At 52.7% G+C, this 22678-nt stretch carries 16 protein-coding genes and 3 pseudogenes; 2 read left to right on the plus strand and 17 right to left on the minus strand.

All coding sequences use genetic code 11. The annotated features are described in order from the left end of the window. Positions 1 to 6: 6 nt before the first annotated feature. The gene (tkt, locus tag AC6RNO_RS02605) at positions 7 to 2001 is read right to left on the minus strand and encodes a transketolase (protein WP_497104639.1); all 1995 of its coding nucleotides are present in this window, start codon (positions 1999 to 2001) and stop codon (positions 7 to 9) included. Further along, positions 1985 to 3511, minus strand: coding sequence for a glucose-6-phosphate dehydrogenase (zwf, locus tag AC6RNO_RS02610; RefSeq protein ID WP_497104431.1), 1527 nt, complete (start codon positions 3509 to 3511; stop codon positions 1985 to 1987). The genes tkt and zwf overlap by 17 nt, the downstream gene beginning before the upstream one ends. A gap of 122 nt (positions 3512 to 3633) precedes the next feature. Between zwf and AC6RNO_RS02615 the strand changes: the two genes are divergently transcribed. Then, the gene (locus AC6RNO_RS02615) at positions 3634 to 4509 is read left to right on the plus strand and encodes a LysR family transcriptional regulator (protein WP_488437373.1); all 876 of its coding nucleotides are present in this window, start codon (positions 3634 to 3636) and stop codon (positions 4507 to 4509) included. Between the two features lie 128 nt (positions 4510 to 4637). On the opposite strand, the pseudogene AC6RNO_RS02620 reads toward AC6RNO_RS02615, so the two are convergent. The 6 genes and pseudogenes from AC6RNO_RS02620 to AC6RNO_RS02645 all read right to left on the minus strand — a co-directional run. Continuing rightward, positions 4638 to 5813: pseudogene (locus AC6RNO_RS02620) on the minus strand (pyrimidine-nucleoside phosphorylase); the annotation flags it as partial. Between the two features lie 176 nt (positions 5814 to 5989). Then, positions 5990 to 6583 (minus strand): annotated as a pseudogene (locus AC6RNO_RS02625) (Na+ dependent nucleoside transporter N-terminal domain-containing protein); the annotation flags it as partial. 102 nt (positions 6584 to 6685) lie between these two features. After that, positions 6686 to 7096, minus strand: coding sequence for a cytidine deaminase (locus tag AC6RNO_RS02630; protein ID WP_497104432.1), 411 nt, complete (start codon positions 7094 to 7096; stop codon positions 6686 to 6688). A 34-nt stretch (positions 7097 to 7130) separates the two neighbouring features. Beyond that, positions 7131 to 7795: pseudogene (deoC, locus tag AC6RNO_RS02635) on the minus strand (deoxyribose-phosphate aldolase). 721 nt (positions 7796 to 8516) lie between these two features. Continuing rightward, on the minus strand, positions 8517 to 10010 hold the full coding sequence (locus tag AC6RNO_RS02640; RefSeq protein WP_497104433.1) for a DHA2 family efflux MFS transporter permease subunit: 1494 nt from the start codon (positions 10008 to 10010) through the stop codon (positions 8517 to 8519). A gap of 2 nt (positions 10011 to 10012) precedes the next feature. Further along, complete coding sequence (locus AC6RNO_RS02645; RefSeq protein ID WP_497104434.1) at positions 10013 to 10585, minus strand: hydrolase; 573 nt, start codon at positions 10583 to 10585, stop codon at positions 10013 to 10015. 140 nt (positions 10586 to 10725) lie between these two features. Between AC6RNO_RS02645 and AC6RNO_RS02650 the strand changes: the two genes are divergently transcribed. Next, on the plus strand, positions 10726 to 11598 hold the full coding sequence (locus AC6RNO_RS02650) for a TetR family transcriptional regulator (RefSeq protein WP_497104435.1): 873 nt from the start codon (positions 10726 to 10728) through the stop codon (positions 11596 to 11598). A gap of 66 nt (positions 11599 to 11664) precedes the next feature. On the opposite strand, the gene AC6RNO_RS02655 is transcribed toward AC6RNO_RS02650, so the two are convergent. The 9 genes from AC6RNO_RS02655 to AC6RNO_RS02695 form a co-directional block, all read right to left on the minus strand. Continuing rightward, positions 11665 to 12285, minus strand: a complete 621-nt coding sequence (locus tag AC6RNO_RS02655) for an FMN-binding negative transcriptional regulator (RefSeq protein WP_497104436.1) — start codon at positions 12283 to 12285, stop codon at positions 11665 to 11667. A 486-nt stretch (positions 12286 to 12771) separates the two neighbouring features. Beyond that, positions 12772 to 14493 (minus strand): assimilatory sulfite reductase (NADPH) hemoprotein subunit, encoded by a 1722-nt coding sequence (gene cysI / locus AC6RNO_RS02660; protein ID WP_497104437.1) that lies wholly within the window; start codon positions 14491 to 14493, stop codon positions 12772 to 12774. A gap of 39 nt (positions 14494 to 14532) precedes the next feature. After that, positions 14533 to 16368 carry an assimilatory sulfite reductase (NADPH) flavoprotein subunit gene (locus AC6RNO_RS02665; RefSeq protein ID WP_497104438.1) on the minus strand — a complete coding sequence of 612 codons (1836 nt, stop codon included), beginning with the start codon at positions 16366 to 16368 and terminating at the stop codon, positions 14533 to 14535. 604 nt (positions 16369 to 16972) lie between these two features. Continuing rightward, positions 16973 to 17833 carry an STM4011 family radical SAM protein gene (locus tag AC6RNO_RS02670; protein ID WP_497104439.1) on the minus strand — a complete coding sequence of 287 codons (861 nt, stop codon included), beginning with the start codon at positions 17831 to 17833 and terminating at the stop codon, positions 16973 to 16975. Continuing rightward, positions 17830 to 19167: an STM4012 family radical SAM protein gene (locus AC6RNO_RS02675; protein ID WP_474683262.1), complete on the minus strand. Its 1338-nt coding sequence runs from the start codon at positions 19165 to 19167 to the stop codon at positions 17830 to 17832. Before AC6RNO_RS02675 ends, AC6RNO_RS02670 begins: the two co-directional genes overlap by 4 nt. A 42-nt stretch (positions 19168 to 19209) precedes the next feature. Next, positions 19210 to 19995 carry an STM4013/SEN3800 family hydrolase gene (locus AC6RNO_RS02680; protein ID WP_474683103.1) on the minus strand — a complete coding sequence of 262 codons (786 nt, stop codon included), beginning with the start codon at positions 19993 to 19995 and terminating at the stop codon, positions 19210 to 19212. Beyond that, positions 19992 to 21248 carry an STM4014 family protein gene (locus AC6RNO_RS02685; RefSeq protein ID WP_497104440.1) on the minus strand — a complete coding sequence of 419 codons (1257 nt, stop codon included), beginning with the start codon at positions 21246 to 21248 and terminating at the stop codon, positions 19992 to 19994. Before AC6RNO_RS02685 ends, AC6RNO_RS02680 begins: the two co-directional genes overlap by 4 nt. 2 nt (positions 21249 to 21250) lie before the next feature. Beyond that, positions 21251 to 22093 carry an STM4015 family protein gene (locus AC6RNO_RS02690; RefSeq protein ID WP_497104441.1) on the minus strand — a complete coding sequence of 281 codons (843 nt, stop codon included), beginning with the start codon at positions 22091 to 22093 and terminating at the stop codon, positions 21251 to 21253. A gap of 54 nt (positions 22094 to 22147) precedes the next feature. Beyond that, a complete protein-coding gene (locus AC6RNO_RS02695; RefSeq protein WP_497104442.1) occupies positions 22148 to 22678 on the minus strand; it encodes a GNAT family N-acetyltransferase in 531 nt (176 codons plus the stop codon).

Raw genomic sequence — 22678 nt, forward strand, 5'->3', positions numbered from 1 at the left:
ATTAGTTTATTTACTAAGCAATTCTTTAGTCAACCGAATCACATTGCTTTTGGAGAAACCGAAGTATTCCATGACCTCATTGCCGGACCCTGAAGCGCCGAAGGTATCGATAGACAATATTTTTCCGTGTGGTCCCACGTATCGCTCCCAACCTAAAGAAATGCCGGCTTCAATCGCTAAGCGCTTCGAGACGGAAGCAGGAAGAACAGCCTCTTTGTATGCATCGGATTGGCGGTCAAACAGCTCCCAGCTAGGCATGGCGACGACGCGTACAGAGAGGTTTTCCCGCTCAAGCTCCGTTTTGGCGCTCACGGCCAGAGAAACTTCGGACCCGCTTCCGATCAGGATGACATCCGGCTTATTATTGGTTTCCATCAGGACGTAAGCGCCTCTGGTTACCTCTGCAACATTGCCCTTGGTCGCTTCGTACACAGGAAGGTTTTGCCGGCTTAGCACAAGAGCTACCGGACCTTCCTGCTGCTGTAAGGCATACGCCCATGCACTCGCCGTTTCGTTCGCATCCGTTGGCCGAATGACGGTAAGTCCCGGAATAGTTCGCAATGCAGCGAGGTGTTCGACGGGCTCATGAGTAGGACCATCTTCCCCGACGGCAATCGAATCATGGGTAAATACATAAATAACAGGCAGCTTTTGCAGAGCGGCCAAACGTATGGACGGCCGCAAATAATCGCTGAATACGAAGAAGGTGCTTACGAACGGTTTTACGCCGCCGTGTAAAGCCATGCCATTGCCGGCTGCGCCCATCGCATGCTCGCGAACACCAAAATAAATGTTGCGTCCCGCATAGGATTGAACGGCAAATGCCGGCTCTCCGCTTATATCCGTCATCGTAGAATGCGATAAATCCGCGCTGCCTCCGAATATGGAAGGAACCGATTTGACGAAATGATTGATGGCCTCGCCGCTTGCTACGCGGGTTGAAATGGTTTTGGAGGAGTCGAACGTCACAATATTGGCCGGGTCAATCACGACAGAACCGCCGATGACCTGCTCAAGCTCCTTGCCCAGCTCAGGATACTGCGCTTGATAGGAAGCTAACAACCGATTCCACTCTGCTTCTTTTGCCTCGCCGTTAAGTTTAAGCTGATCAAAGTGGGCTCTGACTTCTTCCGGAACGGTAAACTCGTCCTTATACTGCCAGCCATACGCTTCCTTCGTCGCCTTTGCCTCTTCTTTGCCGAGCGGAGCACCGTGCGCTTTGTTCGTTCCCGCTACTTTTTTGCTGCCATAACCGATGATTGTCCGTATTTCGATAAGAGTCGGCTGCGAAAGGTTCCGCTTAGCCGCTTCAATCGCTTGAACAATTTGCGAAACATCGTTGCCGTCTTCGACCCTTAGATATTCCCATTGAGCCGATTCCGCTCTTTTTTGCATATTTTCCCCAAAGGACAGGTCAAGTTTCCCGTCCAGAGAAATATCATTGGAATCATACAATACGATTAATTTGCCCAGCTTCATATGTCCCGCCATGGACATCGCCTCGTAAGAGACGCCCTCCATCAAACATCCGTCTCCAACGAGCGCATACGTGTAATGATCGATAACCGGAAAATGGTCTTGGTTGAATTTCGAGGCCAAGTGAGCTTCCGCCATCGCCATCCCAACAGCCATGGCAAGCCCTTGCCCCAATGGTCCTGTTGTAGCTTCTACACCATCCGTATGCCCGAATTCGGGGTGCCCCGGCGTTAGGCTGTTCAGTTTGCGAAACTGCTTCAAGTCTTCAATCGACACATTATATCCTGACAAATGCAGGAGACTGTACAGCATCGCCGAACCGTGACCCGCAGATAGAATGAAGCGGTCGCGGTTGAACCATTTGGCGTTGCGGGGATTGTGATTTAACTGCTTGGACCAAAGCGCGTACGCCATCGGTGCGGCTCCCATGGGCAGCCCCGGGTGACCTGAATTGGCACTGTTTATGGCATCGATGGACAAGGTTCGGATCGTATCGATCGCCAACTGATCAATGGTTTGTGTGATAGGCATATTGTTCTCCTTTGCTCGCTTCTATTTCTTGTTCGGGCTTGGAATCAAACCACCAATGATAACCGTCTTTCGTGGGCAGCTCATCGGATTCGGCAGGCCCGTATGTGCCCGCTGAATAAAGATGAAGCGGAACAAGATTTTCTTGGAACGCATCCAGGATCGGCTGCACCCATTTCCAAGACAATTCGACTTCATCCCAATGGGCAAAAAATGTGGGATCTCCGTGCAGAGCGTCGTAGATCAAGCTTTCATAAGCCTCGGGCATATCCTTGTGACTCTCGTGAAAGTCAATGTGAATGGGCTTGAACTCCCCTTTATGCTGAGGATCGCTCGCATTTAACTGCAGCGTGATGCCCTCGTTCGGACTGATCTCAAACACCAAAAGATTAGGAATCGGATGATCGTCATTTGTTGAAGAATGCTGATTTAACGGCTCTTTGAACTCGATAACGATTCGCGTCGATTTCTCCTTCATCCGCTTGCCCGTACGGATATAAAAAGGAACGTCCCGCCAAAAAGCGGTATCCAACTGCAGTTTTGCGGCAATAAACGTATCAGTCCTTGAAGTTTCAGGAATATTAAGTTCGGAAGTATAACCGACAACCGGCTTTCCTCCGATCGTTCCTGCTCCGTACTGCCCGCGAATAACGCTGGATACTACATCCTGCTTTTGCAGCGGCTCAAGGGATTCCACCACTTTTTTCTTTTTGAAGCGCACCTCTTCGAAGGTACTGTTCTTCGGCACTTGAATCGCCAGCATCATTAGCAATTGCAGCATATGGTTTTGAAACATGTCCCTTACAGCGCCCGCATGATCGTAATACCCCGCTCTTTCTTCAACACCGACCGTCTCGTTTGCCGTAATCTGCACGTTGGCAATGTAACGATTGGTCCATAAAGCATAAAAGACCGGATTCGTCTGCTGCAGCACCCCAAGCTTCTGTACCATAGGCTTGCCCAGATAGTGATCAATGCGGAAAATTTCATCCTCCGTAAAAGCTTTGCTCAGCTGTTCATTCAACTTCCGGGCCGATTGCAAATCGCGGCCAAAAGGCTTTTCGATCATCAGACGCTTCCAGCCTTCGGTAGAACCAAGCCCGCTTTCCTGGATATTGGATGCTATCGTTTCAAAAAATTCAGGCCCAACGGATAAATAAAACATCCGATTTGACGGAATGTTCAATTCTTTCTCCCGCTGTTCAACCAGTTGCAGCAGTTTCTGATAATCCTCTTTGTGGCCTATATCCAAAACACTATAACGAAATGTGCTCAAGAAATTTTTCATTAAGGCACTATCGTTCGCCTCGCGTCTGGAAAAGTTGTGGAGAGATTGCTCGACACTTGCCTGAAAGGCTGAATCGGATAGCTCTCTTCGCCCAAGACCAATCACGGAGAATGATTGCGGCAGCTTTTGATCGGCAAATAAATTATACAAAGCAGGGTAAATTTTCCTTTTGGCTAAATCTCCTGTCGCCCCAAACAAAACAAACGTTACAGCCTCCATGTGTATCTCTCCTTCCAGTGTAGTCTCTTTGTAGTATGGTTTCTCTTTCTGAGTTCAACTATAATACGAATATGACCTATACAGGTAATTCATATATTTCACAGGAGCTATAGACCACATCTATGAACAATTATGAGCTGTACAAAGTTTTTTATTGGGCCGCGAAAACAGGCAGCCTATCTCAGGCCGCAAAATCCCTTTACCTTACTCAACCGAGCGTCAGCCACGCCATCATGCAGCTTGAAAAAAGCTTTGGCATCACCTTGTTTTACCGCAATTCCAAAGGTGTTGTTCTGACGCAAGAGGGCGCCATCCTCTACTCCTATATTGAGAAATCCCAGATACTCATTTCGCTGGCGGAAGAAAAAATGGCCGCTCTTAAAAATCTGGACAATGGCGAACTGCGGATCGGAGGAAGCGACTCACTGTTTAAGCATTATTTGCTTCCCTACCTGGAAAATTTTCATGAGGAACATCCAAACGTCAGCCTTCGTCTGATTCACGGCACTACGCCGGAAATCATTTCTTTCTTAAAAGAAGGCCGGATTGATCTGGGCGTTGTCCGCATGCCTATCGTCGATGCCCAGCTTGAAGTGAGGGAAGGTATTCAGCTGCAGGATTGCTTTGTCGCGGGGGCCCGTTATGCGGAGCTTAAAGACACGGTGCTGTCGCTTGAGATGCTGCTTCAGTACCCCGTTATTCTGTTCTCGCGCAATAGCCGGGCACGAATGGCCATTACGGAATTATTTCGAGGCTACGGCTACACACTGAACCCCGAAATCGAGGTCGGAAGCGTAGATCTTCTCATCGAGCTTGCCCGGAAAGGACTCGGAATCTCTTACGTTACTAGAGAATTTGTATCCAAAGAGCTGCAGGACGGCTCTCTTTTCGAGATCCAACTGGACGTGAAGCTGCCGCCCTCTAAAGTGGGGATTATGATTATGCGAAACATGCCGCTTTCCAGTGCGGCGAGCGAGTTTATAGAGCGTATCAAGTAGCTGGGGAAGAGATCGCGTGTCGGAATCATCGGCGGCCCATTTGGACGATATGCCAAAAAAAAGACTATCCCAAAAGTCATCCTAGATGACGGGGATAGTCTCTTACGTTCGCTGCGGGCGATTCGCGACTCGCCGGCTTTTACGGAATCGCCGATTTTCTTGTTCAGCATCAAACCGACCGCCAGATCGATCACCGATTCTTTGGTCGCACGCCCCGCTCCCAGCAGCATCGCAGCCGTTCCGATTTCGTCGGCAATCATCTCCGCCACTACGCCGCCCTCTTTGGCCGGCACTTCAATGCGGTAGAGGGCCTGGGGCAGCTTTTCCGGCTGGTCCACTACGGAAGGGTCGCCTCCTTGCGCCGCGATGAATTCCTTGAATTTCTCCAGCGCCTTGCCGTTGCGGATCACTTCTCTCAATTTCCGCTCCGCTTCTTCAAGCGTCGCCGCTTTTTCGGCCAGGACCACCATCTGGCTGCCGAGCGCCATACACAGATCCTCCAAATCCTTCGGACCGTGGCCGCTCAGCGTATCGATCGCTTCCTTCACTTCCAATGAATTGCCGATTGCCTGGCCAAGCGGCTGGCTCATGTCGGAGATGACCGCCATCGTCTTGCGGCCGACGTTGTTGCCGATGCTGACCATGGCATGCGCCAGTTCTTTGGCAGCCTCGGCTGTTTTCATGAAAGCGCCTGCTCCGGTTTTCACATCCAGTACAATAGCGTCAGAGCCGGCGGCGATTTTTTTGCTCATGATGGAGCTGGCGATAAGCGGGATAGAATTTACCGTGCCGGTCACATCACGCAGGGCGTACAGCTTTTTGTCTGCCGGCGTCAGGTTACCGGATTGACCGATGACGGCGATCTTCTGCTCGTTTACCTGCTGCACGAACTGCTCCTTCGTCATTTCCACGTGGAAGCCTTCAATGGCTTCCAGCTTGTCGATAGTACCGCCCGTATGTCCGAGGCCGCGGCCTGACATTTTGGCAACCGGTATGTCTAATGCTGCAACAAGCGGCGCCAATACCAAAGTCGTCGTATCGCCAACGCCCCCGGTGGAATGCTTGTCGACCTTAATGCCTTCGATGGCGGATAAATCAATCGTATCGCCCGAATGCACCATCGCCATCGTCAAATCCGCACGTTCACGGTCGCTCATATCCCGGAAAAAAATCGCCATAGCCATTGCGCTGGCCTGATAATCGGGAATGTCCCCATTCGTATATCCGGTAACGAAAAATTGGATTTCCTCTGCTGTCAGCTCTTTACCGTCACGTTTCTTTTCAATCAGATCTACCATTCTCATTATTGAAACACTCCTGTTCGTAAAATGGATAAGTGCATGCTATGAATCGGCCAAGCGCAAGATTTCTTTTCCGCAACTGTGCCGCGTATCTCATTGCCCCGTCCAAGGTTACAGGAATAAGCCGGCAATGGTGGCAGAAAGCACACTGACCATCGTAGCGCCGTACAGAAGCTTCAGACCAAAGCGTGCAACCAGATTTCCGGCTTGATCATCTGCATGTACGCACCGACAATGGACATAGATACGGTCGACATGGCGGAGGCGCAAAGCGTGTACATCCTTTGCTTCGGCAGCAGGCCGATCTGCTTTTTCACCGAAATGAAAACTTCGGACTGTCCGAGAATCGCGGAGGCAACGGCATTGTACGATTCCAGCTTGCCCATCCCGTTGACCTTGCTCAGGGCAAGTCCAATATACCGAATAACGAACGGCAAAATTTTGGAATACTGCAGAATCCCGATCAACGCCGAAATAAATACGATAGGAAGCAAAACATTCAGAAAAAACGGCGCCGAATTGGCGTTGGCTATACCTCCGAATACGAAATTCACACCCTCGGCGGCATAGGAAAGCAAAAAGCCGAATACCGACACGAATCCTTTGACCAGCGTCTCGCCTATGCTCGTGTTAAGCAGGGCGAACGCTAACAACGCCTGCAGCAAAACCATGACGATCAGCGGCCGGCAACGAATGTTGCGACGGTCACTGCTTGCTGTATAAGAAAGGCCAAAGATGACCAGAATGCCCAAGATCGCAATCAGAAATTTCATGATGTAGTGCCTCCTTTTTGCAAACCTTGATGTTAAGCGCTTACATTCGGTGCAGAAAGGATCAACCTTTACAGGTTCAATCCTCATCATTCACTGAGTGAATTACTTGTCCATGTCCGTTGGACGAAAAAAGCCGGGCAGTAGTTGATCCATCGTCCATTCTGTCGTATTGCCGTGCAGATTCGTGAGGTAAATCCGGGTGTCAGGCGTGCTGAACTCCGCGATAACTTGCCTGCAAGCACCGCAAGGAGACACCGGCCCTATCGTATCGGCGACTACTGCAATCGCTTCGATGCTGCGGCAGCCTTCCGACACCGCTTTGAAAATCGCCGTGCGCTCCGCGCAATTGCTCAGGCCGTATGAAGCATTTTCCACATTGCAGCCGCGGTACACTTTGCCGTCTATTTGAACGGCTGCGCCTACTTGAAAATTTGAATACGGCACATAAGCCTGTTTTCGAGCCTCGATGGCTTCCTGAATGAGCAAGTCCTTCAGATCGGTTGTATCTTTCATATCGTTTCCTCCTTCGCGGCGAAATACTCCGAGTTTAATACGAAGCCGCCGACCGTCCGCCCTCCATAATTTTGACGCCGGAGCTGGCCCCGATCCGGGTTGCCCGGCTGCTACCAGTGCATCCAAGTCTTCCTTGCTGCGTATGCCGCCGGACGCTTTGACACCGATGTCGGAACCGACTGTTTTTCGCATCAGCGCTACATCTGCCGGAGTTGCTCCATGCGTAGAAAAACCTGTGGACGTCTTGACAAAATCCGCACCCGCCTGAACCGCCAACCGGCTTGCCGCCACCTTTTCTTCATCCGTAAGCAGGCTGGTTTCAATGATCACTTTCACGAGCGCTTTACCGGATGCAGCCTGCACAACCGCCCGAATATCATTCTCGACCAGCTCATGGTTGCCGTCCTTCAAAGCGCCAATGTTGATAACCATATCCACTTCCTGTGCACCGTTTGCGATCGCATCTTGCGTTTCAAACGCTTTAACGGCCGAAGTTGTCGCCCCGAGAGGGAAACCGATGACGGTGCATACTTTTACATGGGTACCCGCAAGCGCTTTGGCCGCATGGGCCACCCAAGCCGGATTCACGCATATCGATGCAAATTCGTATTTTTTTGCTTCTTCGATCAGTTTGTTAACTTCCGCCAATGCTGCATCCGCTTTCAAAAGCGTGTGATCAATAAGTTTTGCAATATTCATGCTGACACTCCTCAATGATTAAAATGGGTTCGTTTGCTTCTTGTCTCCGAAAAAAATATTCATTATTTCTTGTAATTATGTTCAAGTAAGTGAAAGAAAAGATTCCAAGCTGGTAAGAGCCGGTTGTTATTTATTGCTTTTCATTTACTTCTCATGGATGAAAAATACATTTTCACTCATTTTTAGTTTTCAAAGAACGAATTCTCTTTCTTGCCCACCCTGCACTTGCTCCCGGGCACAAATCGAGTATATCATAGGTTTGAAATTATTTTCAATAATGTAGTATCATATGTGCAAGATTGCGTGCCTGACTTTTGTATTCTGCGGCAACGTCTTAACGAATCGAAGCTTGTCCAATCGTCGTTAGGCAAATAAAAAAACAGCCATTATCTGGCTGTTGGGAAACGACCCGCCAGAGCTGGCCGGTCGCACAAATTCGCCTCGTTGCGTGAAGAAAACCTGCAAAAGTGCAGTTTTTTGCAGGGTTGATACGCTAGCCACCAAAAATTCCTGCAATTGTGCAGGCTTTTCGCCGCGAACATGGGCTCAGATTCACATTCATCGAAAATTCCTGTACAATCGCAGGCTTTTCGTCAAAATGAGGTGCTTTCATGGAAAAAGCCTGCACTTTCGCAGGTTTTCTCCCTACCAAGCGTCTTGTGTCCCACCGTTTCAGCTCCGCAACCGTGTAGAAAGATCGGCTCTGCCCCCGGCCCCTCTCCTATCCGGCGTGTTCGCCCGGCTGCTTTCCGGAACGGGACAGCGAAGCGGCCAGCCCGAGCAGCGTGGCGATCATCAGAGCGGCTAGCGCCCAGCGGTAACCCCGGACGATCAAGGCCAGATCGGGACGGGACAGGACGGCGTCCGCGCCTGAATACAGCACATTTTTCAATCTCGGCGGCAGCCCGATTCCAACGATCATCAGCGTAACGGCCGTGCTCAACACTTGGCCCATATTGCCCAGCATGGAACGGAGCCCGTTGGCGACACCCCTCCGACTGCCGGGCACGGAGTTCATGATGTCGGTCGTATTCGGCGTCAGGAACAGCCCCGCCCCGCTCCCTACCAGCAGCATAGCCGCGGCGGTAAGGCCATACGACAGCTCCGGTCCGATGGAGAGCAGCAGCAGGACCAGGCCTGCCATCGAGACGATTAGCCCGGTCGAGGCTAGCAGCTTGGTGCTGAAACGGCGGGTCAAAAAGCCCGCTATCGGCGATATGACGAGCATGCCGATAACCGTCGGCAGCACCCGCAAGCCGGCTTCGAACGCGCTCATTTTGTAGGCGAACTGAAAAAACAGCGCAAAAAGAAGCACCACAGCGGAACGGGCAAACGAATTGAGAAAGTTAGCCACATTCGCCATCAGGAAGCCGCGGCTTTGAAGCAGACGCAAATCCAGGAGCGGAGAAGCGGCGCGGTGTTCCCGCCATATAAACAGCGGAGCAAAGACGGCAAACAGCGCCAGTCCGGCGACCACCGTGCCGCTTTTCCATCCCAGATCGCCGCTTTCGGAAAGCGCCATGACCAGACCGCCGAGCGCGATGAAGAGCAGCACGCCGCCAAGCCCGTCGATTCGTTCGCGGACAGGCCGGGCCGGAGCGGACCGCAAAATCCAAGTGCCCCACAGGACAGCGATGACGCCGATCGGCACATTGAACCAGAATACCCACCGCCAGCCCCAGCTTGCGGCAATGAGGCCGCCAACGACCGGCCCGAGCAGCTGCGCCGCGGAAGCCGTCAAAATATTGACGCCTAGTCCGGTACCGAGGCGGTTGGCGGGAAAGGCGTCGGTGATGAGCGCAGTCGTATTCACGACTACAAACGCCCCGCCCACCGCCTGCAAAACTCTAAGCGCAATCAATATAACGGCGTTGGGAGAAAAACCGCTCGTCAGACTAGCCAAGGTGAAGAGCGCCATCCCGCCGAGATACAGCTTTTTGCGGCCGAAAATATCGGAAATCTGACCGAAAACAAGGATCAGAATCGTATTGACCAGCATGAATGAAAGCAAAATCCAACTCGAAGTTAACGCGTCGGCATGAAAATGTTTGCTTACTTCAGGCAGCGCGACATTGAGGGAGCCGATGCTCACCACCACGAGAAAAGCTCCCAGGCTTGTAACCGTCAGCACCAGCCAAGGGTAAAGTCCGCTCTTTTCGCCAGGTTCGTCTGCCGGCCGCGGCTCCCCGGAACGGACAACAGGGTCGTCGTTCATCGCTACTCACCAGTTGTCTGCAAAATTTGCTCCGTCGTGCGGATGCGGCCAATACGCGGAAAAATAAATTGCCGGACATAATCGTGCTCAGCTTCGGAAATACCCGAAATAGCGTCGATGGCGAAAACCAGCTGGTAGCCATGCTGGAACGCTTCCCGCGCCGTCGTGTCGACGCCGATTCCGCTGGCGACGCCGCACAGCACAATCGTTTCGATCTTCCGGCGGCGCAGCTGCAAATCCAGCTCCGTGCCGTGGAATGCGCCCCACTGTTTCTTCGTAATAAAACAATCGCTCTCTTTCACGCCGATTTCGGGCACGATCTCGTCCCAGCTGTCGGGTCTGACCGGCTGCGGCTGCTCCTGATCCAGCTTGGGCCTCAGCATATCTTTGCCGTCCTTGCTCGATACCCGCACAATTCCGACAAAAGCGCCTTTTTCCCGAAAAGCTTGAACCAGCGCAGCCGCCCGACTCACGACCTGTTCGCCGGTGTATGGCGCCAAATTGTACCCGACAATACCTTTTTGCAAATCGATGACAACCAGAGCAGCCGTCTCCCAATTGAACAATGATTCCATGTTCCAACACTCCTCCCAATTCGTTTAGCTATCATGACCGCAAGTCTCGTTAACTAAACTATCGGTCATGATTGACTTAATGTTTATTATTATGTACTATGAGTCATAACGTGTCAAGGCTTGGGAAGGAGTGAATGATCATGAGCATGACGAAACAGGAGATCACCCGGTCGGCGGCCAAACTTTTTTCCTTGCGCGGCTTCACTGCCGTCTCGATTCAGGATATAGCTGATGACTGCCGGATTGCCAAAGGGTCCGTGTACAAATATTTTCCGTCCAAGGAAGACCTATTTAACGAGATTATCGAGCAATTCCTGAATCGGTATTTCGATGAAGTCGAGCGGATCAAGCGGCTGCCGGGGCTTTCCCCGAAGGAGCATTTTCTGAAGCAGGTGATTTTTCGCTTGCAGTATTTTATGGAGCACAAGCACATTCTCGCAGAATATAACATGTCGGTTCGCCAGGACGATAAATTCATCCCGCTTCGGGTACAGACGAGAGGACGGATGTTGACCTGGCACAAGGAATGTCTGCTGCGCGCCTACGGTCCGGACATCGAACCGTACGTATGGGATCTGGTATTTGTTTATAAGGCGCTGTTGAAGGAATTTTTGAATTGGGTGACGTATGAGCGGGAGCTGTTGTCGATGGAGGAGACGGCCGCATTCATCATCGAGAGGCTGGATGGAATGACCGCGCAAATGATCGCCGCAGGCAAAAAGCCGCTGTTATCCGCCTCGTCGTTTATGCAGTACACCCATTATGGAACGATGAATGATCAACAGCCGCCAACAACCGGCGTTCTGCTGGACAGGCTTGCCGCCGCGGTCATGGAACTGCCGACGGGCGAAGCCGAGCGAGGGGAACTGCTCGAACTGATCCGCCTGCTGCGCGAAGAAACTGCCAAAGAACAGCCGAACGCACCGCTCATCCAGGCCCTTCTCGCCTATCTGGAACGTGAAGACGAGCTGAAAAGCTTAACCGCACAATTTAAAAACATGATCGCACCGTAACCGGTGTCATCGGACGAATACAAAAAGAAGGCCTTGCGGTTGGCAAGACCTTCTTTACTATGATTTTCAACTTCCGGATAGATTCATATTGGCTTTCATTAGAGAGGCGATCTTTTGCTCATCCGCATTTGGTATCCGTTCCAGTTGACTGATAACCAGCTCCTGCCGTTGTAACGAATGGTTTTGGCTTAACTTTGCTTTCCCCTCCATGCTGCTGATTTTTATTTTGAATCCTTGAACCCCCTTGTTCATACCGGCGAGAAACTCAGCGTCCACATCTTGCAATTTGTATGAGCTGTCAGGAGCTTCATATTTCAATACCAAGTCGCGCAAGGAAGCCATTAACTCGGCCTCGTCCTTCACAAGTTCGACTTCTCCGTAGACATGAACGGTCACATAATTCCATGTCGGCACGGCTTTATTCGTCTCATACCAAGAGGGAGAAATATAACAATGAGGACCGTGAAAAACGGCCAAAACGGTTTGATTCTCCATATCTTTCCACTGAGGATTCGGACGGGCAAAATGGCCATATAAATACTTGTTCTCCTCGTCCAACATTAACGGTAAATGAGTTGCGAACGGCATTCCATCGTGCTGAGAAAACAGAGTGGCGAAACTATGTTCTTTTATTATGTGATGAACGATTGATGCATCTGTAATTTGAAAATGCGACGGAATATACATGATTTTTTTCTCCCCTACGCCAAGAGTTATTTATAGTTATTATGATAAACAGGCTAATGGTAGAGGAAAAGTGCCAATTTCTTTGATTATTAATGGACCAATTCTACTGTGACGGGTTAAAAGGACTGGAGGAGCACACCCCAGCCCTCTTCGCCAATCCATGCCTCTCCTACACGGGTTGCGGAGCTGAAGTGAGAGTGTAACAAAAAAAACCTGCGATTGTGCAGGTTTCTTCCATAAAAATCGTTCGTTTTGGCGAAAAACCTGCAATAGTACAGGAATTTTCGATGAAAATGAATCTAAGCCCATGTTCACGGCGAAAAGCCTGCACATTTGCAGGAATTTGTCGCGGCCAGCGTATCCATCGAGTAAAAACTGTACTTTTGCAGGTTTTTTCCGCGCAATCAGGAGGGTGCCTTAAAACCCGGCACGCAGGGCATCCTGATTAGCCGCCCTTTGGCGCGATTCATTTTCGGGCAAGCTTGTTTATGAATGAAAGTCTTGCCCGAAACGAACTTCTTTGACATAGCCCGCGCGAATGACAAAATCGCCGAAATGCTCGTTTTCACGCCGTTCCTTCGCATATTGAGCGATAATCGGCCGCAGCGATTCCAGGATCTCCGCTTCGCCAATGTTTTCCTTGTACAGCTTGTTCAGCCGGTTACCGGAATGGCCGCCACCCAAATACATGTTGTATTTGCCGGGCGCCTTGCCGATGAACGCGATTTCCGCCAGCATCGGGCGGGCGCATCCATTCGGACAGCCGGTCATGCGAATGACGATCTCCTTGTCCTGCAATCCGGCCTCCTGCAGCATAGGTTCGATCTTATTCAACAGATCCGGGAGGTAGCGCTCCGACTCGGCCATCGCCAACCCGCAAGTCGGAAGAGCGACGCAGGCCATGGAATTTCTCCGCAATGCCGAGTAATTGTGCCCGTCGGTGAGCCCGTAATCCTTGATCAGTTCTTCAATCTTTTTCTTTTTCTGTTTGCTTACGTTCCCGATAACCAGGTTCTGGTTTGGAGTAAGCCTGAAATCCCCGGTGTGAACCTTGGCAATTTCCCTTAATCCCGTCATCAAAAGGTAATTGTCGTCGTCTTTGACCCGTCCGTTTTGGATAAACAAGGTGAAATGCCAGTTTCCGTCATTCCCTTTCACCCAACCATACCGGTCCCCATTATGATCAAAATGGTACGGACGCGCTTCCTCCAGTTTCCAGCCCAGGCGAGCGGTAAGTTCTTCAATGAACCAATCGATACCGCGGTCGTCGATCGTGTATTTAAAACGGGCATGCTTGCGCACCGAGCGGTCGCCATAATCCCGTTGAATCGTAACCGTCTTCTCCGCCAAGTCAATCATTTGCTCAGGCTTGATGAATCCGATGACTTGCGCGACCTGCGGGTACGTCAGCGGATCGCCGTGGCTCATCCCCATCCCGCCGCCTACCGAAACGTTGAAGCCCTTCAGACGTCCTTCTTCTACGATCGCGATGAATCCGAGATCTTGCGAGAATACGTCTACGTCGTTGGAAGGCGGTACAGCCATGCCTATTTTAAACTTGCGCGGCAAATAAACGGGCCCATAGATCGGCTCTTGCTCTACTCCGTCCTGGCTGTCCACCACTTTTTCGCCGTCAAGCCAAATTTCGTGATAGGCTTTGGTTCGCGGATCAAGATGATCGCTGACACGGCGGGCCCACTCGTACACTTCGGAATGAACGTCCGACTGGTACGGATTCGGGTTGCACATCACATTGCGGTTTACGTCGCCGCAAGCGGCCAACGTGCTTAGCATCGCATCGTTTACTTCTCGAATCGTCTGCTTCATGTTCCACTTGATTACGCCATGAAGCTGAAAAGATTGACGGGTCGTCAGGCGGATCGTTCCGCCGGAATATTTCCGTGCGACCCGGTCCATCATCAGCCACTGCTCTGGCGTGACAATCCCGCCGGCGGCGCGTACGCGGAGCATGAACTGATAAGCCGGCTCCAGCTTCTGCTTTTGCCGTTCATTTCGCAGATCCCTGTCGTCCTGCATGTAGCTTCCGTGGAATTTCATCAACCGGTTGTCATCCTCGGGAATGGACCCGGTGATGCGATCCTCAAGCGTCTCTTCTAGGCTGCCGCGCAAGTAATTGCTTCTGATTTTGATATGTTCTACGTCGCTATGCGGCGCACTGTTCGCTGAAAGTAAATTATTTTCTGACATGTTGCCCTCACTCCTCTTGCGATCTTTGGGATGCGAAACTTAATAAACATCCCTTTGATAACGTTTTTGCTGCTGCATCCGGGTCAAATATTCCGCAGCTTCTTCCGCGCTGAAACCGCCCTCTTGTTCAATGATCGTTGCCAAAGCCGCATGGACATCGTGCGCCATTTTCTTTTCGTCGCCGCAAACGTAGACGCATGCCCCTTCCTGAAGCCATTTATAAAGCTCAGCGCTCTTTTCAAGCATTCTGTGCTGCACGTAAACTTTTTGGTCGGTATCGCGGGAGAACGCGACGTCCATGTGCGTCAACACGCCGTTTTTGAGCCATTTTTGCCATTCGATCTGATACAGAAAATCTGTGGAGAAATGCTGATCACCGTAGAAAAGCCATGCTTTCCCTTCGGCTCCGCTCTCTTCCCGTTCGCCTAAAAAAGCTCTGAACGGAGCAACGCCGGTTCCGGGTCCGATCATAATGACCGGCGTTTCCGGATTGTCAGGCAGCTTGAAATTCGGGTTGTTTTGAATATAAACCGGCAGCGTATCGCCAGACTTGATGCGTTCCGCGAGCTGCACGGAGCACACCCCGTAACGCTCTCTTCCGCGCAAATCGTAACGTACCGTGCGCACCGTAACGTGAACCTCGCCGGGGAAAGCTTTGGAGCTGCTTGCGATCGAATAAAGCCGGGCAGGCATTTTTCGCAGGATCGATACGAATTCGCCGGCGGATACGCCCTTAAAGGAGTAATCTTGAACCAGATCCAAGAGATCCCGTCCGGCAAGATACGATTTAAGATCCTGCTCACGTCCTGCAGCCAGCAGTTCTTGCAGCCCATTATCCGGACTAAGTTTCGAAGCTTGCTCAAGCAGCGGCTTCGTCAGTACGGTAATTTCATAATTACGAAGCAGCGCCTCTTGCAGCGGACGCTTTTCGCCATTTTTATTTATGGCAACGGGCTCGTTGGCGCTCCACCCCATAGCTTCGATGAATTCGTCTACAAGACGAGGGTGATTTTCCGGATAAATGCCCAAGCAGTCGCCCGGTTCATATTGAAGATCGGACCCCTCCAGCGAGATCTCGATATGGCGAGTTTCACGATCCGAACCGCGGCCGTTCAGGTTCAAATTTTCAAGAACTTCGGCTTGAAACGGGTTCGTTCTGGAGTATTGCGATTCGCCCCCGCTTTCAACCGCCGCCGCTCCCGCTCCGCTTGCAACGACTGAGGCTGCTGAAGCTTCGCTTAAAGAGCTTACAACTTGATTCATCCACTCCGCGGCAGGCTCATCGAAATCCACGTCGCAATCGACGCGCTGCGTAAGCCGCTTGCCGCCCAGTTCTTCCAGCTTTTTGTCAAAATCTTTGCCTGTTTGGCAGAAAAACTCGTAAGACGTATCTCCGAGCGAGAGTACGGAAAAGCGCAGATCCTCCAGCTGCGGCGCTCTTTTGCTATGAAGGAATTCATAGAATGAAATCGCATTATCCGGCGGCTCTCCTTCCCCGTGGGTGCTCACGAGAATAAGCAGGTTTTTGAGCTTTTTCAAATTATTCGGTTTGAAGTCTGCCATTGAGGAGAGCGCCACCTGAAATCCGAGCTCTTCCAGCTTCTTGGACACCTTTTTGGCTAGCCCCTGGGACTTGCCGGTCTGTGATCCGAAGAGTACGGTCACTTCTTTGGGAATCGCCGGGGCACTCGCTGCCGGAGCCGCTGCAGCTGCCGAAGGCGCCGCGCCGGATACCGCTGCAGATGCCGATCCTTGAAGAGCCGCGAAATAACCGGTCAGCCAGATTCGCTGGGTTTCCGTTAGCGTAGGAAGCAGACGATTTAGCAATTCTACCTGTTCCTGATTAAAGGGACTGTTCATGACTTGAAGTTCCAAAAAATATCCACCTCTCATAACATGCAAAAAATGATGAATTCCTAGTATGCGTATCAGCTTTTAATTTACTCTCTTGAACCTATCACAGGTAGAGCAGCGGGTCAATTAGAATGATCTTATATAATTTATCAATAATATTGATAAAAGGATCAAACACTTGCGGAGACCCCATCATTTGGGTTCGTCCGCCTGGCTACTGACAGGATGGGGGATGTTCGGCGCATGTACACTGGCGTGCTCGATCTCGAATCAGGCTGCGTCGGGTGGATGCTGTAACCGGTTGCAGTCCCTTCTGCGCTATTCTGTTTGATTTTTTGCATACAAAAGTCATTTTTCCCGCTCAAGGAACGATTCTGTTCGATTTTTCATGCCTATTTTTCGATTTTACGAAATCAGTACAATTTCTGTATGAAATTTCAAGCAGATTTCCACAATTCGCAAGTGGTAGCGGTTTCCAGTCCGGCTCCCAACTTATTATTCGAGTTCAAGGGATGAGTACATTTAGATCGTCGAACAACAACCATACGGCAGGATCGATCAAGCTTGTTCGTATAGCTGCCGGCGGCTGTCGTAGGCATCCATTTCGATTGAAACAGCTAAGCTGCTATGCCAGCGGCGTTGCGATGCGTTCAAGCATACGGTCCCCGTATACTTCCGCCATGCGAAGATCCGGCAGATGAATATAGCCGATGTAGCAGCCGCAGCTTTTCATCCTGCACGTCTGCGGGCCGGACAATCGTTCCAGGCCGTCCCGGTACAGATGGCCGATCACCTGGCGGTCCTGATAACATCGTTTCACCAGGCCGGAGCCCTGCACATAAAACACCGACTCCCCTGCCGCACAGCGCCTGCCGGCGCTCTCGTAATCGATCAGATTGCGTTCGAAGTGCGGATCGATCCCGCGCAAAAATGCGCGGTCGGCTTCGGTATAATAGCCGCTTTTATCCTTAAAAGCGTTGACCCACACATACACGTCATCCGGCAAAGCCCGGCGCAGCGAGGCAATCGCCTCAAAGGCCGTTTTTACCCCGACAGTCCCGACGCTGAACGGTATGCCGCGGCCATGCAGCTCGCCGCACTGCGCCAGGAAAGCCGATTCGCCCGTCTGTCCCGGATGGTAAGTGGCCCAGAAGGCCGCTTTGTGCGGATTCAGCTCCGCCGTCCATGCCAAAATGGCCGACAGATTCGTCTGGATCACCACTTTATCGACATGCTCCATATGCGACAGCTCCGTGATCGCCTTCCTGTACCAGCGGTGGATCAAACCCTCGCCGTACGGGTTGAAAAACACCGACAGCCGGTGCCCCTCACGCGCTTGCCGGCGCACCCAGTCCACAAACACGTCCACTTGCATCCGGTCCTTGGCAAGCGTCTCGGCGCTATCCTTGTTTTTGCTGAACGGGCAGTACGGGCAATCGTAATTGCAGGAGGACAGGCTGCCCCGGTAGTATAACGTCGCCTTCATGTGAACACGTACCCTTCCATCCGCTCGCGTACCTCTGGTGAAATAAGCCAATCTCCGATCGCATCGGAATATGCCAAACCTTCATCAGTCAACCGAAGCACCCCTTCCGACAGCACAGCCCACTCCGTTCTCAGCAGCACATCCAGCTCCGGAAAATCGCCAAGCGGATCGCTTGCGAACCGCGCTTTGTAGGAGTGAAGCGGCAAGCCTTCACGATGCAAAATCGCTTTTAAAATGAAGCGCCGCTTCTGCTCCCGTTCGCCAAGGACAATGCCGTAATCCGCAAAATCGTACCGCGCGGCGGCAACGTAATCGGCAATGATGCTCTCCGTCGCCTGCCGGCTGACGCCGTAGCGGGACGAGTAGTGAACGCGCCGGGTGTACGAACGGGCCCCGCAGCCCAACCCGACCATGCCTTCCTCCTGGCAGCCGTAGGGAAGCGGATGTTTGCGGGAGCCCGCCCGCTCCTTGGCGAACCTGCGCATCGAATACTGCGTATACCCTTCGGCCAGCAAACGTTCGCGCGCGGCGGCATAGCAGTCCATGCGCACGTCGTCGCCGCTCAACCGGCGGTCCCCCGGCTTCACAATCGTGTGCTCCCGGGTGTACAGCGGATAAATAAAAATTTCCTCCGGTTCAAAAGATAGCGTCCGCTCCAGCGAATACAGCCATGATCGAACCGTCTGTCCGGGCAGACCGTAAATCAGATCCAGATTCAATATCGGAAAATCGTACCGCTTCAACACATCCAGCGCCCGCTCCGCCTCCAGCGGATTTTGCGGACGGTAAATCGCGGCGGTTTCCTTTTCGACAAAGCTTTGGATGCCCATGCTGATCCTATCCACTTGCCGCTCGCGAAGAATGCCCAGCCTCTCCGGCGTCACCGTCTCGGGAGACGCTTCGACGGAGATGGACGCCTGCGCCGCATCCAGTCCCATCACCTCTTCGGCGATGCCGAACAGCCGTTCCAAAAGCGCAGGCTCAAGCAGCGTAGGCGTTCCGCCGCCGATGGCAAAACGCGCAAACGGCTTGCGGCTCACATAGGGCGCCCACTGCCTCGCCTGCCGCTCAAGCGCGTCCACATATTGCCGGTGCGCATCCGTACGCTTGTCCGGCAGTGTAAATAAATTGCAGAAGCCGCACCGGGCGCCGCAAAACGGAATGTGCATGTACAGGAAAAAAGTTTCCGCCTCTTCGTCCCGCCACAGCTCTTCCAAAGACAGCTCTGGCGTCAGCTCGCGGTAAGCCGTTTTGTGCGGATAAGAATACAAATACGAGCGGTACGGATCTGCTTGCATGCGCTCTTTCCAACGAGCATCGTCAGGATCGGGCATACGGGAATTTGGCACCTGTAACCACATCCTTTCCATATAAATCTACAAAATAAATTCGCGGTAAGGCACGGTCCAGACGACCTCATGAGCCAGCCGGTGCCCTTCGTATCCATCTTCTCCATAAGCCGTTCCGTGATCGGAGAACGCAAGACACAAAACCGGGCGCTTGCGGGCGCTCATCGCCGTGAACAAACGGCCGAGCTGCCCGTCGACATAGCGCAGCGCCGCACGCTGCGTCTCCACCGAATCTTTCCGGGCGCCCGGCACATAATAATGGTTCGGTCCATGAATGGCCGAAACGTTCAAAAACAAAAACAACCGCTCATCCTCGGAAATTCCGCTGAGCAGCTTTATCGCATGGTTGACCTGGTGCTCGGTGGAGCGCGGATTGGTCACTCCGAATGTCATGCGCCAGTAGCTGTGCTGAAAATATCCCGGCAGCACGCGCGCCAAAGGCACTTTCTTCGTGAAAAAGATGACGCCGCCTATGCAGACGGTCGTGTAGCCTTCGGCCGCCAGCCCGGACACGATGTCCGGTGCATCGAACAGCCATGTGCGAGGATGTGTCTTCAGTCCGGTATGCTTGGAATGAAACAGCCGGATGTGCTCGGCTTTGTTCGTGGTGGCGGGAGTCGGCAAAAATCCGCCAAAAAAAGCGTGATGCGCCGCATAAGTGAAGCTGCCCGGCGTATGCCGCTTCTCCCAGTGTCCGCCGCCGCACAAATTCGGGCAGTTTGCCTCCTCCAGCACCGCGGCATCGTAGCGCAGCGTATCCAGCGTAATCATCAGGATGTCGTGGCTGCCCACAATCCGGTTCATATCCATCAAGTCGTTGTCACCTTCCTGCTTTGAACCGCTTCATTCTCGATCGAAACAGCCGTCAGCCGCTTCAGTTCCCAAGTGTATGTATCATAGCCCTTGTGCAGCACGCGGTATAACAGATCGCCGAACGGATTCACATCCGCCACAAAAGGCGTCAGCGTGCCGCTGCGCAGCAGAACGTCGATCCCCGCTACCCGGGAATGCGGGAACGCGGACAACGCCCGCTCCGCGCATTCCCGCACAGCTTGCTGCACATCGGCCGAGAGTCCGACCTCGTCAAGCCTCATCCGTTCGCTCCGCAAATGCAGATTGGTGATCGGCGTACGGCTCACCCGCGCTACACTGTGGCATGCCTCGCCTGCGACCACCAACTGCCGGATGTCGAACGCCCGTCCCCCGACGGAAGCTTTCGCGATCCACTGCTCGACATGCGCTCCGTGCTGAAGCAGCCAGTTCAGCACCTGTCTTATCGTTGCCGGGTCGCTGTAGCGGCGCGGCTTGACGGCGTTATAATAGACGGGCGGCGTGGCGATATAATTTTCCACGCCGATCGTAGTAACGGCAAGCTCTTCGCCAGTCCGCGGATTGAGCTGGTAAGCCACCACGCCGCAGGCGCCTGAACCGGCGGCCAGCTTCACGAATACGCGGTGCATCCGCCCCTCCAGCATCTCAGCCCGCAGCGCCTCGTAATCGGCAAGCGCCTCCGCGGGCGCAAGCAGCCGTGGCACGGGGACGCCGGCTTCCGTCAGCGTCCGGTGAGTCTGCCGCTTGTCGAACATGCCTGCGATATCGGCAGGCGCATTCAACCAGCGGGGCGCAGACCACAGCTCCTGCGCCTCGCGCTCAAGCCGGGCGAGCAGCCGTCCGAAGCCGCGAAACCATTGCGAGGGATGATAGATGCGCCCTCTCTGCTCCTTGATCACCAGCGCGGCTTTCATCGAGACGGGCTGGCGATCGGGTCTGCCGCCGAAGGGCAGCAGGCGGTCATCGCGCCATTCCGCCATGGCGTCCGGCGCCCCCAGCGCGATGATTTCGCGCTCCACCTCGAAATGCTCGCCGGGCGCATCGATGCGCAGCAGCGGGGAGCTGTCCCCTTGCCGGGCGAACTGCTCCGCAGCTTTGGCAAGCGCGTGCTCTCCCCGCAGCAGCTCCAGATACGATACAACGTGCGCAGGCGGAAGCCCGAGTTTTTGCCGGGCTTCCTGCAATCCCGCCGTTCGCCGGTTATCCGGATTGCCGATTACGATCATCGGCTCCATGGCTATTCCGTTAAGGACGGATAACGGTAATCGTCATCAGACGCATCCTGGACGTCGCTAATATCGACATTCAATCCGGATTGCTTCCAGCGCTCCATCATTTCTTCGGACATATAATGGTAGCTTAAATCAAGAAATTGCAGCTTTTTCACCCGCTCGCTGTTCAGCAGCGCCTCCGCCCCGGCATCCGACAGCGTTCCCTGGGATAAATCCAGCGTGTGCAATTGGTCCAAAATCGGAGCCTCGGCGAGTGCGATCGCAATCTCATCCTGAATTTCGCTGTCTTTTAAGCCCAAATAAGTCAGTTCAGGGAATTTGCCGGGCTGGGCCACCCGTAGTACATCCTCCAGGTTCCCGTCGAATCCGTACCCTTCCACGCCGAGATACAGCTCCAGCTTTTTCAGCCGAGGAAAATGGCCCTGCGCGATGCTGTCAAGCACATTTTTGCCAAGGCCGCCGCAAATAATGACCAGTTCTTCCAGCTTCTCGTGGCTGGCCGGGGTCAGCTCCAGCTCCGTACTTCCTTTAATGATCAGCGAGCGAAGCTCCGGATAAGCGGTTAACAGCGGCGCCACATTGGATTGCCTGATCCAGGACACTTCGCATTCGTCAAACTCCATATCGCCGATAAACAGCTTGCGCAGCTTCGGAAAGCTGTCCTTTAACCGGACAAGCGTCTCCACGACAGAAGCGGAATCGTTCTCGTAAGAGCCGCCCCAATCGCCGATAATTAAGCTTTCCAGCTCTTTGCTTTGCGGGCCCTCTGCCAATTGTTCAATCAATTGCGTTATTTTCACGCCATCTTCATAATCGTCATAGCCAATAACCAGCTTAGTTTCGGACATATGTATTCCTCTCCATTCGAATGAAATCGATATGTTTGATTGTATAATGACGAATCAAATCGCGCAATTGTTCAAACTCTTATCCATATGCACCGTTTCATAAGAATCAAATGACTCCAGACGCAGCACAAATCCCTGCTTCTCCCAAAAACGTACCGCTCCCGGCAAAAAACGATGCGTGTGCAGGTACATGGTCTCATACCCTTTGGCGCGGGCGAGCTGGAGCGTTTCCCTTACTAATTCGGTGCCCAGCCCCTGGTGTCTCAGCTCCGGTTTCACGTAGCATTTCACCAATTCCGCCGTCTTCCGGGATGAATAACGGCCTTTCATGTCTTGAATGCGATCGTCATAACGCAAAAATGCCGCTGTTGCGGCAATCGCACCGTCTTTATCGAAAGCCGCGAGAAATGCAGCCTTCTCCGACCGGTCATATACGTTTTGAAAATCCGCCAAATCGGACGGCAGCGTATAGGGATCCAGCATGGGAAAAACTTCTCTGCGGATCCTCATAGCGAAATCCACCGCCGCAGCCGCCTCCTCCAATTCGATTTCCCTGATTTCGTAATCTTTTAACAGCAAGTTCAT

This window comes from Paenibacillus sp. sgz302190 (genome assembly GCF_059820445.1).